Source organism: Microbacterium sp. JZ101 (assembly GCF_053903175.1).
The window spans coordinates 1,531,710-1,547,742 of the sequence record NZ_CP096400.1 but is presented as its reverse complement, the minus strand read 5'-3'; the positions used below and the strand labels follow the sequence as shown (position 1 = coordinate 1,547,742).

15 protein-coding genes are annotated in these 16,033 nt (G+C 71.7%); 5 read left to right on the top strand and 10 right to left on the bottom strand.

The genetic code is table 11. From position 1 onward, the window contains the following. The first annotated feature begins 25 nt into the window (after positions 1–25). The 3 genes from M1D56_RS07145 to M1D56_RS07135 all read left to right on the top strand — a co-directional run bounded on the left by M1D56_RS07145 (position 26) and on the right by M1D56_RS07135 (position 3,691). On the top strand, positions 26–841 hold the full coding sequence (locus tag M1D56_RS07145; RefSeq protein WP_456285097.1) for a shikimate 5-dehydrogenase: 816 nt from the start codon (positions 26–28) through the stop codon (positions 839–841). A 103-nt stretch (positions 842–944) separates the two neighbouring features. Next, positions 945–2,444 (top strand): sodium/proline symporter PutP, encoded by a 1,500-nt coding sequence (gene putP / locus M1D56_RS07140; protein WP_455970122.1) that lies wholly within the window; start codon positions 945–947, stop codon positions 2,442–2,444. Further along, complete coding sequence (locus tag M1D56_RS07135; protein WP_456285096.1) at positions 2,441–3,691, top strand: CoA transferase; 1,251 nt, start codon at positions 2,441–2,443, stop codon at positions 3,689–3,691. Before putP ends, M1D56_RS07135 begins: the two co-directional genes overlap by 4 nt. A gap of 8 nt (positions 3,692–3,699) precedes the next feature. On the opposite strand, the gene M1D56_RS07130 is transcribed toward M1D56_RS07135, so the two are convergent. After that, positions 3,700–4,137 carry a hypothetical protein gene (locus M1D56_RS07130; RefSeq protein WP_421075695.1) on the bottom strand — a complete coding sequence of 146 codons (438 nt, stop codon included), beginning with the start codon at positions 4,135–4,137 and terminating at the stop codon, positions 3,700–3,702. 90 nt (positions 4,138–4,227) lie between these two features. Between M1D56_RS07130 and M1D56_RS07125 the strand changes: the two genes are divergently transcribed. Next, positions 4,228–4,923, top strand: coding sequence for a helix-turn-helix transcriptional regulator (locus M1D56_RS07125; protein ID WP_456285095.1), 696 nt, complete (start codon positions 4,228–4,230; stop codon positions 4,921–4,923). Here the strand turns inward: M1D56_RS07125 and M1D56_RS07120 are convergent. The 9 genes from M1D56_RS07120 to M1D56_RS07080 form a co-directional block, all read right to left on the bottom strand. Beyond that, positions 4,901–6,541, bottom strand: a complete 1,641-nt coding sequence (locus tag M1D56_RS07120; protein ID WP_456285094.1) for an ABC transporter ATP-binding protein — start codon at positions 6,539–6,541, stop codon at positions 4,901–4,903. The genes M1D56_RS07125 and M1D56_RS07120 overlap by 23 nt on opposite strands. Continuing rightward, positions 6,538–8,058 carry an ABC transporter ATP-binding protein/permease gene (locus M1D56_RS07115; protein WP_456285093.1) on the bottom strand — a complete coding sequence of 507 codons (1,521 nt, stop codon included), beginning with the start codon at positions 8,056–8,058 and terminating at the stop codon, positions 6,538–6,540. Before M1D56_RS07115 ends, M1D56_RS07120 begins: the two co-directional genes overlap by 4 nt. A 158-nt stretch (positions 8,059–8,216) precedes the next feature. After that, positions 8,217–9,215, bottom strand: a complete 999-nt coding sequence (locus tag M1D56_RS07110; RefSeq protein WP_456285092.1) for an ABC transporter substrate-binding protein — start codon at positions 9,213–9,215, stop codon at positions 8,217–8,219. Then, positions 9,212–10,006 (bottom strand): ABC transporter ATP-binding protein, encoded by a 795-nt coding sequence (locus M1D56_RS07105; protein ID WP_456285091.1) that lies wholly within the window; start codon positions 10,004–10,006, stop codon positions 9,212–9,214. Before M1D56_RS07105 ends, M1D56_RS07110 begins: the two co-directional genes overlap by 4 nt. Before the next feature lie 17 nt (positions 10,007–10,023). After that, entirely contained in the window at positions 10,024–11,142 is a 1,119-nt protein-coding gene (locus M1D56_RS07100; RefSeq protein WP_456285090.1) for a FecCD family ABC transporter permease, read from the bottom strand. A 70-nt stretch (positions 11,143–11,212) separates the two neighbouring features. Beyond that, on the bottom strand, positions 11,213–12,121 hold the full coding sequence (locus M1D56_RS07095) for a DUF808 domain-containing protein (RefSeq protein WP_456285089.1): 909 nt from the start codon (positions 12,119–12,121) through the stop codon (positions 11,213–11,215). 83 nt (positions 12,122–12,204) lie between these two features. Then, the gene (locus M1D56_RS07090) at positions 12,205–14,454 is read right to left on the bottom strand and encodes a heavy metal translocating P-type ATPase (protein WP_456285088.1); all 2,250 of its coding nucleotides are present in this window, start codon (positions 14,452–14,454) and stop codon (positions 12,205–12,207) included. After that, positions 14,454–15,452 (bottom strand): heavy-metal-associated domain-containing protein, encoded by a 999-nt coding sequence (locus M1D56_RS07085; protein WP_456285087.1) that lies wholly within the window; start codon positions 15,450–15,452, stop codon positions 14,454–14,456. Before M1D56_RS07085 ends, M1D56_RS07090 begins: the two co-directional genes overlap by 1 nt. Further along, entirely contained in the window at positions 15,452–15,661 is a 210-nt protein-coding gene (locus tag M1D56_RS07080; protein WP_271171662.1) for a heavy-metal-associated domain-containing protein, read from the bottom strand. The genes M1D56_RS07085 and M1D56_RS07080 overlap by 1 nt, the downstream gene beginning before the upstream one ends. Positions 15,662–15,815: 154 nt before the next feature. On the opposite strand from M1D56_RS07080, the gene M1D56_RS07075 reads away from it, so the two are divergent. Continuing rightward, complete coding sequence (locus tag M1D56_RS07075) at positions 15,816–16,007, top strand: DUF1918 domain-containing protein (RefSeq protein ID WP_456285086.1); 192 nt, start codon at positions 15,816–15,818, stop codon at positions 16,005–16,007. Positions 16,008–16,033 lie beyond the last annotated feature (26 nt).

The window sequence follows — 16,033 nt, the reverse complement described above, 5'->3', positions numbered from 1 at the left end:
GGGTCGGCCCGGGCAGAATGGCGTCATGCCCATCCTCAACAAGGACATGTCGGTCTGCATCTCGCTCTCGGGCCGACCCTCGAACATCGGCACGCGGTTCCACAACTACCTCTACGAGGAGCTGGGCCTGAACTTCGTGTACAAGGCCTTCACGACCGACGACATCGAGGGCGCCATCCGCGGCGTGCGGGCCCTCGGCATCCGCGGCTGCTCGGTGTCGATGCCGTTCAAGGAGGCCGTCATCCCGCTCGTCGACGAGATCGAGCCCTCGGCCGAGGCGATCGCCTCGGTGAACACGATCGTCAACGACGGCGGCCGCCTCATCGCCTCGAACACCGACTACGAGGCCGTCGCCGAGCTGCTCGCGGCGCATGACGTGGACCCCGCACTCCCGGTGGTCGTGCGGGGTTCGGGTGGGATGGCCAAGGCCGTGGTCGCGGCCTTCCGGGGCGCGGGATTCGACCGCCTGACCGTGGTCGCGCGCAACCCGCAGGTCGGACCGGCCCTCGCCGACGCCTACGGGTACCGGTGGACGCCGACTGACCCCGAGCCGGGCGAGGGCGTGATCGTCAACGTGACGCCGCTCGGCATGGACGGCCCCGACGCCGACGCGCTGGCCTTCTCGCCCGCGCACGTGGAGGCCGCCGACGTCGTCTTCGACGTCGTCGCCTTCCCCTCGGAGACGCCGCTCGTGCGGGCGGGACGCGAGGCCAGCAAGCGGCTCATCACGGGCGCCGAGGTAATCGCCTTGCAGGCCGCCCGTCAGTTCGCCCGGTACACGGGCATCACGCCCACGCCCGATCAGGTGCGCCGGGCCTCCGAGTTCTCGCGCGCCGGCTGACCACGGCGGAGCGCCTTCCCCGCGACGCGCGGCCGGAGAGTACCGTGCTGTGCACGACAGACCCGCGCGGCGGGGCCGCTCGACAGGAAAGGCGGGAACGACGATGTCCGACCAGGTCTACCTCTACATCGCGCTCGGCATCTACTTCGCGGGCATGCTCGCGATCGGCTTCTTCGCCGCACGCCGCACAAAGGACCACGAGGACTACATGCTCGCGGGGCGCAACCTGCCGCCGTGGGCCGCGGCCCTCTCGGCGGGCGCGTCGGACATGTCGGGATGGCTGGTCATGGGACTCCCGGGCGCGATCTACGCTACGGGGCTGATCGAGGCCTGGATCGCCGTCGGCCTCACGATCGGCGCCTACCTGAACTGGCTCCTCGTGGCGCCGCGGCTGCGCGCGTACACCGAGGTCAGCAACAACTCGATCACCGTGCCGAGCTTCTTCGAGAACCGCCTGAAGGATCGGTCGCGACTGCTCCGCATCGTCTCGGCTCTCATCATCCTCGTCTTCTTCACGCTCTACATCTCGTCCGGCATGGTGGCCGGCGGTGTGTTCTTCGAGAGCACGTTCGACGGCGAGTACCTCGTCGGCATGGTCCTCGTGACCGCGGTCACCCTCGCCTACACGCTGTTCGGCGGCTTCCTCGGCGCGTCACTCACCGACGTCGCCCAGGGCCTCCTCATGATGACGGCTCTCATCCTCGTCCCGATCGTGGCGATCTCCACGGTGGGCGGGTTCGGAGAAGTCGGAGCGGCGATCTCCTCCGCCGCGCCCGACGCGATGTCCTGGACAGGCGGAGAGGCGGTCACGGGAGCCACCGTGCTCGCTGTGATCTCCGCGCTTGCCTGGGGGCTGGGCTATTTCGGGCAGCCGCACATCATCGTCCGCTTCATGGCCCTTCCGAGCGCGCAGGCCGCCAAGCCGGCACGCCGGATCGGGATGACGTGGATGGTCCTGTCGATGGTCGGCGCCGTCACGGCCGGTCTCGTCGGCGTAGGGTTCTTCGAGCGCTCCGGTGAGACACTGTCGAATCCGGAGACGGTCGTGCTGCGGATGTCGCAGATCCTTCTTCACCCGCTCGTCGCTGGATTCGTCCTCGCCGCGGTTCTCGCGGCGATCATGAGCACTCTCTCGAGTCAGCTCGTGGTGTGCTCGTCGGCCCTCGTCGAGGACCTCTACAAGGTGGCGCGGAAGACGCCCCCTGGCGACCGCACACTCGTCATCCTCGGGCGCTCCTGCGTCCTCGCGGTCGCTGTCGTGGCAGCGCTGCTCGCGGTGAGCCCCAACGACACGATCCTGGGTCTCGTCGCGTTCGCGTGGGCCGGGTTCGGCGCGTCGTTCGGCCCCATCATCCTCCTGAGCCTGTTCTGGCGCAGGCTCACGGCGTGGGGAGCGCTCGCGGGGATGGTGTCCGGCTCGGTGATCGTGTTCACATGGCCGCTCCTCGGCACGGGCGTATACGAGCTGCTTCCCGGCTTCGTCGGAGCCATGCTCGTGACCGTGCTCGTCAGCCTCGCGACGTATCGCGAGAACTCCGACATCCAGCGGGAGTTCACCGACACCGCTGCTCTCACCGTGGTGCGCCCCCAGAGGACGGCATGAGCATCGGCATCCGCCGCTGGTGGCAAGGCCCGCTCGACGTCGAGGGCCTCGCGATCACGGCGGTCTCCGCGGCCGCGGATGGCGCGCGTGCTGTCGCGCGCACCCGCGGACTGTCCGTCTCGGTGGACACCTCCTCCGAGCTCATCCGATCGGCGTTCGAGACGGTCGAGCACGCCCGCGTCGACGGCCGGAGCGTGTCGCCGTGGGCTGAGCTCTCGGGCTTCGTCGCCTGCGACGACGGATTCGCGCGTCTGCACGGCAACTACCCGCACCATGCCGACGCCATCCGCCGCGCGCTGGGGGTCGAGACGCGGCGCGACCTCGACGCGCGCGCTGCCGGCATGCCCGCGCAGGAGCTCGAGGACGCGGTCGTCGCGGCGGGCGGCATCGCGGCCCGCGTGCGCACGTCCGATGAGTGGAAGGACCATCCGCACGGACGCGTGACGCATGACGCGGCCTGGAGCGAGGTCGTCCCGGACGGGGAGAGCCGCATCGGGCCATCCGACAGCGCCCCGCTCGCGGGCGTGCGGGTCCTCGATCTCACCCGGGTGCTCGCGGGACCGACGTGCACGCAGCTCCTCGCCTGCCTCGGCGCCGACGTGCTGCGGGTGGATCCGCCCGGCCGACCGGAGATCCTCGAGCAGCACCTCCTGACCGGGATGGGCAAGCGCTCGATCGAGCTCGATCTCGCGAGCCGCGCCGCCGACGCGCGGGCTCTCGTCGCCGACGCCGACGTCGTCGTGCTGGGCTACCGCCCCGGTTCCCTCGACCGCTTCGGACTGACGCCGACCGCCCTCGCGGCCGATCATCCGGGCCTCATCGTCGCGACCCTCTCGGCGTGGGGCGAGGACGGCCCCTGGGGTGCCCGTGCGGGATTCGACTCGGTCGTCCAGGCGGCGACGGGGATCGCAGACCGGTGCGCCGACGCCGACGGACGACCGGGCGCGCTGCCCGTGCAGGCGCTCGACTTCGCGACCGGATACGTGCTGGCCGCGCGCGTGCTCGAGCTCCTCGCCTCGGGGCGCGGCGGTCTCGTGCGGGCAAGCCTCCTCGGCGCGGCGCGGGCGCTCTTCGCGTCTGCGCCGCCGCCCGAGGCCGACGACGAGGTGTCGATGGGGACGACGATGGTGAACGTCAGCTCCCCGCACGGCACGCTCTTCCTGCCCCCTCCCCCGGTCCTCCTCGACCGCCGCTCGATCGAGCGCGACGTCGGCGGGTACGGCGCGGCCGCACCCGCCTGGCGCTGACATCCGGCTCAGCGCCCGCCGCGGGCCCTGCGCTCTCCCTCGGCGAGCCGCGCGAGCGCGACCGCGCCGACGAGGAGGCCGAAGTCACGCAGCGCCACGTCGAAGTAGCCGGGCAGGGTCAGCAGATTCACGATGATCCCGAGCAGCCACGCCGCCACGACCCACGCGCCCCAGCGCGGGAGAATCGCGACGAGCACGCCGGCGGCGATCTCGACGACCCCGACGACGCGCATGGCGAACACGTCGTCGCCGGGGAGGATCGCGTCGATCCAGGGCGCGAGATAGATCGTCCAGTCGACGAGGAGATTCGTGAACTTGTCGAGCCCGAAGAGGATCGGCGCGACGGTGAACACGGTGCGGAGCAGCAGGAACGCCTGGTGCGTCGGTGAGCGGAGATCGCCGACCCCGGTGAGCGTCTCTGCTCGGGAACTGCGGAGTGTCGACATGAGCGTCGTCCTTTCTATCGGAAGTTACTCCGCACGTTAGAACGGGGGTAGTCTTTCGTCAAGAGGGTTCTCCGAAAGAAGGCGGACGAGATGACCGATGCCGATTCCGAGGCCACCCGCCGGATCCGCGGGCTCGCCGATCCGCTCCGCCGCGCCATCTACGCGTTCCTCAGCCGCCAGCGCCACGCGGTCACGCGCGACGAGGCCGCGAGCGCGCTCGACATCCCGCATCACCAGGCGAAGTTCCACCTCGACCGCCTCGAGCAGGACGGCCTCGTGACGGTCGACTACGCCCGCCCGCCCGGGCGCACCGGCCCGGGCGCGGGGCGACCCGCCAAGCGGTACCGTCCTGTCGAGAGCGAGATCGCCGTCTCGGTGCCGCCGCGTGGCTACGACGTCGCGGGCGATCTGCTCGCCCGCGCGATCACCCGCAGCGCGGCCGACGGCATCCCTGTGTCGGAGGCGGTCGCCGACGTCGCACGAGCCAGAGGCCGCGCGATCGCCGCGGCGCGCGGCGCCGAGCCGCCCGTCTCCGCGTCGGCCGCGCGGGAGGCGGCCGAGGACATCCTGCGCGGCGAGGGATACGAGCCCGAGCGCGACGGACCCACCACGGTGCTGCGGAACTGCCCGTTCCATCGACTCGCCCAGGATCACCGCGACCTGGTGTGCGGCATGAACTGCGCGCTCATCGACGGAGTGGGCGACGCGCTCGCGCCGCACTCGCCCGTGGTCGCCCTCGAGCCGGAGGACGGCCGCTGCTGCGTCACCCTCCGCGAGGGGGCCTAGCGGCCGCGCTCAGTGCGACGACGCGATGCGCTGCGGCGATCGTCGCCGGCCGATGCGAGATGAGAAGAACCGCGCGTTCGCTCTGACGGGCCAGGAGCTCCATGATCGCCGCGTCGGCCTCGGCGTCGAGCGAGGCCGTCGCCTCGTCGAGAACGAGGACGCGAGGGCCCCGCAGGAGCGCGCGAGCGATGGCGACACGCGCGCGCTGACCGCCGGAGAGACCGGCCCCGTGCTCGCCGACGTCGGTGTCGAGGCCGCGCGGCAGCCCCGACCGCACATCGAGGAGCCCCGCCGAGCGCGCGGCCTCCGTGATCCGCTCCTCGGGCGCTTGAGGATCGCCGAGGACGATATTCGAGCGAATCGTTCCGCGCAGAAGCGGCGACCCCTGCGGGACCACGGCGATCCGCGCGCGAAGTGCGTCGTCCGTCAGAGCGCGCAGGTCCACGCCGTCGATCCGCACCGCTCCCGCGTCCGGATCCCATTGCCGCGAGGCGAGCGCCGCCGCCGTCGACTTGCCTGAGCCGGATGCTCCGGTCAGCGCGACGATCTCGCCGGGCCGGACGTGAAGGTGGAGGTCGTGCAGGACCGGAGCTCCGGCACGATACGCGAAGCCGACGCCGTCGAAGCACAGTCCTCTCGCGTCTCGGAGCCTCGGGGTAGACGAGAGCTCGTAGGTCACCGCAGGCGGTTCCGCGAGCAGGGAGTCGATGCGCGCCGCTGCGGCGGTCAAGGTCCCCGCCCCGCGCAGGAGGTCCGCGATCTGCGCGGCCGGTGCGACGCCCGCCGCGGCGAGCGTGATCGCGAGCGGGATGTCCGCGCGCGGGATTCCCGTGTCCGCGACCACGACGAGCACCGCAGCCACGACGGCGATGGCGATGGCGAGGTCCGAGATCGCGCGCTCCGCCCCGATGCGAGACGCCTCGCGAACCTGCGTGCGGGTGTGCCGGAGCGTCCGCTCCGCGAGACGATCGAGCTGACGCTCGAGTGCCGCGGCCCCTGCGAGTTCGCGCAGGCCTCGGAGCGTGTCGACGAGCTCGGCGCGCAGTGCGCCCGCATCTGCGGCCAGAGCGGCACCGTCCTGCCCGGCCCGGCGGCGGGTCGCCATCGGCACGACGACGCCGATGAGGAGCGGCGGCGTCCAGGCCAGCAGGAGCTGAGGGCTCACCGTAATCGAGACGGCAACGGCAGTCGAGAGCACGAGGACGGCCCCGAGCGCCTGTGCGATCGTGTGCGCGAAGAGCCACTCGAGCGTCTCGATGTCCGCGACCACCGTGGTCGCGAGGTCGCCCGTGCGACGCGGGCGGCTGCGGGACGGCAGAGCGCGACGGAGCGCCCCGAAGACGCGGGAGCGGAGCTCCCCGATCACGCGGTACGCGAGATCGTGAGACACCCAGGATTCGCGCCAGGCCGCTGCCGCCGCCAGCACCGCCAGCAGCACGGCGATCACGGGGGCAGACGACGACAGCGGCGAACCGACCGCCGCGAGCCCGGCCATGCGTGCGAGAAGGATCGCGATCCCGAGCACTGCCGCTTGACAGACGACGCTCCACAGGATCGCCTCGACGAATCGCCCTCGCCGAACAGCCACCACCGGGAGAAGGCGCAGCAGCGGCCTCATCGGAGCACTGCTCCGCACGAGGCCGGCACGGGCCCGCGGCCGCGGGCGGCGACGCGCCCGTCCTCGATGGCGACCCAGTGGTCTGCACGTGCTCCCGCGGTCGCCCGGTGGGTGATGACGACCACCGTGCGCCAACCCGCTGCCGCGGTCGCCACGGCGTCGACGATCCGCCGCTCCGACTCCGCGTCGAGCGCCGAGGTCGCCTCGTCGAGGATGAGCACGGGCGCCGGCGACAGGAGCGCACGCGCGATCGCCAGCCGCTGCCGCTGGCCGCCCGACAGCTGTCCGCCGTTCTCGGCGAGGACGGTGTCGTAGCCCTCCGGCAGTCCGGCGATCACGTCGTGCACATCGGCGACCCGCGCGGCCTGCTCCACCTCGGCGTCGGCGGCCGACGGCCGGCAGAGCCGCAGATTGTCCCGCACCGACCATGCGAAGAGCACGGGGTCCTGCGGCACGACGGCGACGCTCGCGCTGAGTGCGACGCGGTCGAAGTCCCGGATATCGACGCCGCCGATCCTGATGATGCCGGCATCGGGGTCGATGTCGCGCTCCACGAGCCGAGCGAGCGTGCTCTTGCCCGCGCCGGACGGGCCGATCACGGCCAGCGTCTCCGCCGCTTCGACGCGGAGACGGACATCGCGGACGCCGCGACCGGTCGCCGGATAGGTGAAGGACACGCCGTCGAACTCGAGGAGCCCGGTCGGCGCCGGCCGGGGCCGTCTCCCCATGCGGGGCGCCGTCGAGGAGGACCGCTGCAGCTCATCGAGGCCGTCGACCGCGTTCAGGCCCAGATACCCGGCGTGCCAGCACGCCCCGAGATCCTGGACAGGACGGAAGCACTCCCGCGCCAGCAGCAGGACCGCGACCGCGGCTGCGCCATCGCCGTCTCCGCTGGACACCGCCAGGGTCGCGGAGATCACGGCTGCCGCCGCTCCGAGGTGCATCGCGAGCGCGCTGACGGCCGTCTCGACCAGCGACAGTCGCAGCTGACCCATCGTGTCGCGCCTCAGAGCATCGCCCTCAGCCGAGAGCCGGTCCGCCGTGCGCGCCGTCGCGCCGAAGATCCTCAGGAGCGGGATGTGCTCGAGGCTCTCGACGAAGTCCGACGAAAGACGGGTGAACCGCTCCCAGCGCTCCCGTCCCGTGCGCAGCAGGCGGGCATCCCATGCGCGCGGCGCGATAACCGCAACCGCCGCGGCGATGCCGAGAGCGACGCCCGCTGTCGGAGCACGTCCGACGGTCAGCGCCACGACCGTCGCCGGTACCACGAGCACGACGAGCAGCTGAGGGAGGTAGCGCGTGAAGTAGGCCTCGAGCCCATCGACGCCGTCGATCGCGATCGCGGCGATCCGACCAGAGTCCCGGTCCGTCGCGGAGATCCCGACGGCACGAGTGAGAAGACGCGCACGCAGTCTGACCCGGACCGAGGCGCCGAGGCGAGCTGCCGTCGTGTCCCTCACCCAGATCACGAGCGCGCGGGCCGCAGCGACCGCCCCGAGCACCGCGACCGAGCCCACCACGCCTGGCCCGCCCGACACGAGCGGCCACGACCGCAGCGATCGCCAGCGCGAAGGCGATATGGAGCCCGGAGAGGAGAAGGCCGAGCGCGGCCAGGCCCGCGATCGCACCCGAGACGGCGCCGGCGAGTTCCAGAAGCCGCCGATGGATCATCGACTCAGAAGGCTTCGGGGTAGAGCTGCTCGGCGATCTCACGCACGAGCGCGACGTTCCCGAGGGTGCCGGGGAAGACGTCGGCACTCGACACGGCGATCAGACGCCCCTCGGCGACCGCGGGCATGTCCGGGAAGGTCTCCGACAGATATTCGCGTGTCGCAGCCTCGTGCTCATCGTCGAAGACGGAGAACACCAGGGCGTCGGGTGCTTCCGCGGCGAGCGCCTCCGGGGTGATGGCGGCGGCGAAGAAGTCGGAGAACGCCGGCTGTTCGGGCGTGAACACGCTCTGCGCACCCGCGCGCTGGAGGATGTCGTACTCGACGCCGGCACCGATGCCCTGAAGGGTCGTGCCGTCGACGAACACCTGGGCGACCCTCAGGCGGTCGACGTCGGCGACGGCCGCTGCGACCTCCTCGAGGTCGCGCTCGCTGCTTCGGATGAGTGCCGCGGCTTGCTCCTCGACGCCGAAGATCTTCCCGAGGTTCTCGAGATCGATCAGCAGGTCGGCGACCTCGCCGGTCATCCGCCGCTCAGGGCAGCCTCCCGCCGCGACATACACGTCGGCCCCCGCCTGCTCGAGCTGCTCGATGCTCGCGAAGCCCTGTTCGGCGGTGAACTCGTAGGTCGTCGGCGCGTAGACGAAGTCCGGCTGCACGGAGAGGAGGTCCTCCCGGCTCGGGGGCATCACGTCCCCGATCGCGGGAACGTCCGCGGCGAGATCCGCGATGTCCGCCGGAAGCGCCTGCGCTGCTGCCTGGGCCTGGCCGACGAGGCGATCGGCCAGACCGAGTCGAAGGAGCAGCTCGGTCTGGGCGGGGTGCATGCCCACCACCGCCTCCGGAGCCTGCTCGACGACCATCTCCCGGCCGCAGTTCTCGATCCTCACCTCCCCGACGGCATCCTCGGGGTCCGAGTCGACCGCGACGGATGTCCCGCACCCGGAGAGGAGGACGGTGGTGGCGACGAGAAGGGCATAAGCGGGGCGGAGTCTGACGGTCATGCGATGAGCGTGCTCTCTGGATCGGCGGGAAGGGAGGATGAGGCGTCCGCACGGGCGAGACGCCGGAAGGCGAAGACGGGAGCGGACGGCTCGCCGAGGACACGTGCCTCGACGCCGAAGACGGAGCGGATGACCGCCGGCTCGAGCACGTCGACCGGCGTTCCCGACGCGACAACCCGGCCCTGATCGAGCAGGACGACGCGGTCGCAGTACTGCGCCGCGAGGTTGAGGTCGTGCAGCGCGGCGAGAACCGTCTGACCGAGCTCGCGCGCCGTGCTCATGAGCTCGTGCTGGTGGGCGATATCGAGATGATTGCTCGGCTCGTCGAGAACGAGGACCGGGCTCTGCTGCGCGAGCGCGCGGGCGAGCATGACGCGCTGCCGCTGGCCGCCTGAGAGCGTGGCGACCATCCGATCGCGCAGGCGCTCGGTCTCGGTCCTGCGCATCGCATCCTCTGCGATCTGCAGATCCGCGGCGCTGTCCCGTCCGAATGACGCGCGGTGTGGAGCACGACCGAGCAGGACGGTCTCCTCCACGGTGAGATCGAAGTCCGTCGCCGGGTCCTGCAGCATGACGGCCACCGCCCTCGCGGCCTCGCGACCGCGCAGAGCCCGCACATCGCGATCTCCGACGCGCACGCTCCCGCTCACGGGTCGCACGGCCCGGTAGAGCGTCCGCAGCAGCGACGACTTGCCGCTGCCGTTGGGGCCGAGGAGCCCCACGACCTCTCCCTCCTCGGCAGCGAACGACGCGGCGTGCACGACCTCCCGTCCCCCCAGGGCGACGGTCACGCGTTCGAAGACCACTCTCACCGCGCGAAGCCCGCTCGATCGGCGCCACCGCGGCGCATGAGCCAGAGGAAGAAGGGCGCCCCGACGAATGCGGTGAGGATCCCGAGCGGGATCTCGGTCGGCGCAGCGACGGTGCGTGCGAGCAGATCGGCGCCCATGAGGAACACGGCGCCCCCGAGGACCGTCACCGGAAGCACCCTGCGGTGATCCGCGCCCACAGCGATCCGCACCAGATGGGGGACGACGAGGCCCACGAACCCGATGCCTCCGGCGACCGACACGACGACGCCCGTCAGCAGAGAGGCGATGAGGAGGAGGAGACCGCGGAGCCGCGCGACGTCCACGCCGAGCGCGGTCGCCGACTCGTCGCCGGTCATGAGCGCGTTGAGCGAGCGAGCGAGGAAGAACGACGCGAACACTGCGACGAGAAGCGCCAGCGCGGGGGCGGTGAGGCTGGACATCGTCGCCGCGGACACACTGCCGAGGAGGAAGAAGAGCACGCTGACGACGTTCTGTGCGTCTGTGGAGATGGTGAGGTAGCTCGTCACCGCGCTGAGCAGGGTGCCGAGCGCCACTCCGGCGAGGATCATGCGGGTGGGCGACAGCATGCCGTCCCTCCGGGCGAGCGCCCACACGCACACGCATGCGCCGAGCGCGCCGACGAAGGCCGCAGCGTTCATGGACACTCCCCCCAGCGCCGCCGAGCCCGTGACGATCACGAGCACGGCGCCCACGCTGGCTCCGGAGGACACGCCCAGGATATAGGGCTCCGCCAGCGGATTCCGCACGGTCACCTGCATGAGCGTCCCTGCGAGCGCGAGGCCGCCGCCGGCGAGCGCCGAGAGGAGCGCGCGCGGCAGTCGGAACTGCCACACCGCCTGGTCCTGCAACGGGGCGAGCGTGCCATCCGTCATCCACGGCATACCGGGCAGCACGTGGCCGAGGACGATCTTCGCGGCTTCTGCGACAGTCACCGGAACGGACCCGACGGAACCGGAGACGATGACCAGGGCGACGGCGGCAGCGCCGAGCGCGAGACAGAGGAGCGTCGTGCGGCGCGCGAGCCGTGCGCGCGCGCCAGCGTCATGCGGCGCGTACGCCGGAGTGCGCCTGCGGTCGGCGCCGAGCGTCATCATGGACGCTAACGTTAGTGATAATCATTCTCAATGCAAAATCGGCCCGAGCGCAGACCTCGGGCGGCCGCGCTCAGTGCGACGAGGTGGAGTGCGCCTCGTCGAAGGTCGGACGGCGGCCGAACAGGCGCGCGATGAGAAGCACGACCCCCACGATGACGAGCCCCTCGATGAAGCCGAACACCGCGGAGATCGCCGTGTCGACGACCCAGACCACCACGCCGCCGAGCGGCTCGAGCGCGTGCTCGACCGCATGGAGCGCATCCGCGAAGACGTGCAGGCCGACCTCGCCGAGGTTCACGATCACGAGGTGACCGCCGACCCACAGCATCGCGACCGTGCCGATCACGCTGATGACGCGGAACACGGCGGGCATGGACGTCACGATGCGGGCGCCCGTGAGCCGCACGCTGCCGACCGGGCTCTCGGCCATCCGCATCCCGATGTCGTCGATCTTCACGAGCAGCGCGACCGCCCCGTAGACGAGCAGCGTCATGAGCAGCGCGATCACGGCGAGCACCGCAAGGGTCTGCCAGAACCCCATTCCCGCATCGAGGCTCGCGAGCGAGATGAGCATGATCTCGGTCGAGAGGATGAGGTCGGTCCGGATCGCGCCCCACACGAGGCGCTTCTCGTCGCGTGCGCCCTCCTCCGCATGGCCGTGCCCGAATCCGAACCACTCGAGGACCTTCTCGGCGCCCTCGAAGCAGAGGTACGAACCGCCCAGGATGAGCAGGAACGGGAGCACCCACGGCGCGAAGGTCGTGAGCAGCATCGCCACGGGGATGATGATGAGGAACTTGTTCGCGAGCGAGCCGAGCGCGATGCGGCCCACGACCGGCAGCTCGCGCGCGGGCGTGATGCCCTGCACGTACTGCGGGGTCACGGCGGCATCGTCGATGACCACGCCGGCGGCCTTCGACGAGGCCTTCACAGCGGCGGTCAGGATGTCGTCCACGACGGCGAGCAGGCCGACAGACATGTGTTCTCCCACGGGTCCGAGCACGAGACGGGCAACGCAACGCTACCCGACGGGGATGGCCCTCCCCGCCGGGCAGCGCCGCGTCACCGCTGCGCGACGCCGCGGAAGCCGCGCAGGCGCAGGCTGTTGCCGACGACGAACACGCTCGAGAAGGCCATCGCGGCGCCCGCGAGCATGGGGTTCAGCATGCCGAGCGCGGCGATCGGGATGGCCGCGACGTTGTACGCGAACGCCCAGAACAGGTTGGACTTGATCGTCGAGAGCGTGCGCCGGGAGAGGCGGATGGCGTCGACCGCGGCTCGCAGGTCACCCCGGACGAGCGTGATGTCGGACGCCTCGATGGCCACGTCGGTTCCCGTGCCCATCGCGAGCCCGAGATCGGCCTGAGCGAGTGCGGGGGCGTCGTTCACGCCGTCGCCCACCATCGCGACGACGCGGCCCTCGCGCTGCAGTCGCGCGACGACCTCGACCTTGTCCTGCGGCAGGACCTCGGCGTGGACGACCTCGATGCCGACCTCGGCGGCGATCCGCTCGGCCACCGCGCGGTTGTCGCCGGTCAGCAGAACAGGGGTGAGACCCAGCTCCTTCAGCTCGGCGATCGCCTGGGCGCTGGTCGGCTTGACGGTGTCGGCGACGACGAGGAGTCCTCGCGCGCGTCCGTCCCATCCGACCGCGACGACGGTGCGACCGTCCGCCTCCTCGCGCCGCTGCGCGTCCGCGACGTCGGCGGAGAGGTGCAGAGCCCAGTCGGACAGGAGAGACGCCCGGCCGACCACGACGGCCGCGCCGTCGACGACCCCCTGGACGCCCCTTCCCTCGAGGTTCTGGAACCCCTCCACGACGGGCAGCGCGCCGACCTCCGCCGTCGCCGCGCGTGCGATCGCCTGGGCGATCGGGTGCTCCGATGCGCTCTCGAGCGCGCCTGCGAGCCGCAGGACGTCGGCCCGCTCGACGCCCGGCTCGGTCACGACGTCGACGAGCGTCATCCGCCCGCTGGTCACCGTGCCCGTCTTGTCGAGCACGACCGTGTCGACCCGGCGCGTCGACTCGAGCACCTCGGGCCCCTTGATGAGGATGCCCATCTGCGCGCCGCGGCCGGTTCCGACGAGAAGCGCCGTCGGCGTGGCGAGTCCCAGCGCGCACGGGCACGCGATCACGAGGACCGCCACGGCTGCCGTGAAGGCCGCCGACGCCGGGAAGCCCGCGCCGAGCCACGCGCCGAGCGCGACCACCGCGATCGCGATGACGATCGGCACGAAGACCCCCGAGATGCGGTCCGCGAGCCGCTGGACCTCGGCCTTCCCGCTCTGGGCGTCCTCGACCATCCGCGCCATCTGGGCGAGCTGCGTGTCCGCCCCGACGCGCGTCGCGCGCACGACGAGCCGCCCGCCCTCGTTGACCGTCGCACCCGTCACCGCGTCGCCCTCGCCGACCTCGACCGGCACGGACTCGCCCGTGAGCATCGAGGCGTCGACCGCCGAGGTGCCGGAGACCACGACGCCGTCGGTCGCGATCTTCTCCCCCGGGCGGACGACGAACTCGTCGCCGACGGCGAGCTGCGACGCGGGGATCCGGGTCTCGACGCCGTCGCGCAGCACCGAGACGTCCTTGGCGCCGAGCTCGAGGAGCGCCCGCAGGGCGGCGCCGGCCTGGCGCTTCGAGCGCTTCTCGAAGTAGCGGCCCGCGAGGATGAACATCGTCACGCCCGCGCCGACCTCGAGGTAGATGTTCGCCGCGCCGTCCGAGGGCGCGATGGAGAGCTCGAAGGCATGCGTCATGCCCGGCTCGCCCGCTGTGCCCAGGAAGAGCGCGTAGAGCGACCACAGGAACGCCGCCGAGGTGCCCATCGAGATGAGCGTGTCCATGGTCGCCGCCCCGTGCCGCAGGTTGAGCCACGCGGCACGGTGGAACGGCCACGCCGCCCACACGATGACGGGTGCGGCGAGGGCGAGCGACGCCCACTGCCAGTACGGGAACTGCAGCGCGGGGATCATCGACATCGCGATGACGGGGAGCGTGAGCACGACCGACCCGATCAGCCGCTGCCGCAGCGAGCGCAGCTCCGGATCATCCGGCTCGCCGTCATCCGACGGCTCGTCGACGGGCGGCTTCGGAAGGGCGGCCGTGTACCCGGTCTTCTCCACCTCGGCGACGAGCAGCGCCGGGTCGTACCCCTCGGGCACGGTGACGCGCGCCTTCTCGGTCGCGTAGTTGACGGTCGCCGACACGCCCTCGAGCTTGTTGAGCTTCCGCTCGATCCGGTTCGCGCACGACGCGCAGGTCATGCCCCCGATCTCGAGCTCGATGTCGGCGCCCCCGACGGACGTGCTCATCAGTGGCCTCCCGAATGCGCATGCCCGTGCCCGGGTGCGGCCTCGCCGGCGTCGAGCACGAACTCCGCGGTGTGGACCTGCCCGTCGACCTGGAAGTCCAGGTAGAGCAGGTAGCGTCCGACGGTCGGCGCCTCCGCCGCGAACGCGATCTCCGGACCGCCGAGGTCGTCCGCGCCGGGCTCCGCCCCCTCGGGATGCACATGGAGATACGCGAGGTCGCCCTCGCGCAGCGCGACGAGGTGCCCGAATGCCCCGAGGTACGGCTCGAGCGCGGTGACCGGCTCGCCGTCGCGGGTGATCGAGAGCGTGAGCTCCTGTGCGGCACCCGGAGCGAGGTCGCCCGCGAGCTCGACGGTGTACCCGCCCACCTCGTCCACGCGCGACGGCTCGGCGTCGACGGGAGCGTAGTCGCCCGCGACCTCGACCGAGCGCGCGAGGGTGAGCCCCTGCGCGCCGTCGCCTGCCGGTGTGAAGTCGGCGTACACGCGGTACGTGCCGGCCGCGTCCCACGACCACGGGATGCTCCAGGCTCCGGTGTGCGCGTCGAGCTCGGGATGGACGTGGCGGAAGTGCGCGCCATCGGAGCGCACCACGATGAGGTGCAGCTCCTTCTCGTGCTCGAGCGCGTAGGACGTGAGCGGCTCACCCGCGCTGTCGAGGATCTGGAAGCTCAGCTCCCCCTGCTCCCCCGCCCCGCTCGGAGCGGCGACCGCGGTGAGCGTGTAGCCGTCGGCGCTGAGCGAGACGCCCTGCGGGGCGTGCGCGCCGTGCGCGCCCTCGCCAGGCGCGCCGTGCGCGCTCTCGCTCTGCGCGCCATCCGGTGCCGTGCCATCCGTCGGCGCGGTCGTGTGACCGCCTCCGTGACCATCCACCTTGTCCTCCTCGTTCCATGCGGTGACGACCGCGTCGGGGGCGACGGCCGCCGCGACCCCGAAGGCCGCGCCGAACGCCGCCACCAGTCCGGCGCCGTACAGGGCGAGCCGCGCCCCCGCGTTCATCAGACGCGCTCCGCCGAGTAGCCGGCCTCCTCGACGGCCGCGAGGATCTTCGCGTCGTCGATCTCGGCCGTGCCGCTCACGACGAGGCGGCCCGTCTGCGCGCTCACGTCGATGCCCTCGACGCCCGGCACCTCGCCGACCTCCTCGCGCACCGACATCTCGCAGTGCCCGCAGGTCATGCCCGTCACGCGGTATTCGATCTCCGTCATCTTCGGTCCTCTCGTCAGGTTCGGAAGGGTGTCACCTGCGCCAACGGTATACCCCCCGGGGGTATTCCCGCAACGTGCCCCCCTCTTGCCGACGAGGCCTCGGCGGAGCACGCTGGAAGACACATCGGCTTCGGCGGAACCGGAGGTGAGGACGATGCAGGTGAAGCCCGGCGATCGCCTCGTCGTGGAGGGCCACACAGACAGCGAGCCGCGCCGCGAGGCGGAGGTCCTGGAGGTGCGCGGACCGGACGGCGGCCCGCCGTTCTTCGTGCGCTGGAAGGACGGCCACGAGGGGCTTGTCTTCCCGGGAGCCGACGCGCACATCGTCGCGCGCGACGGTGCCTGACGCACCGTCACGCGCGACCCGGGTTC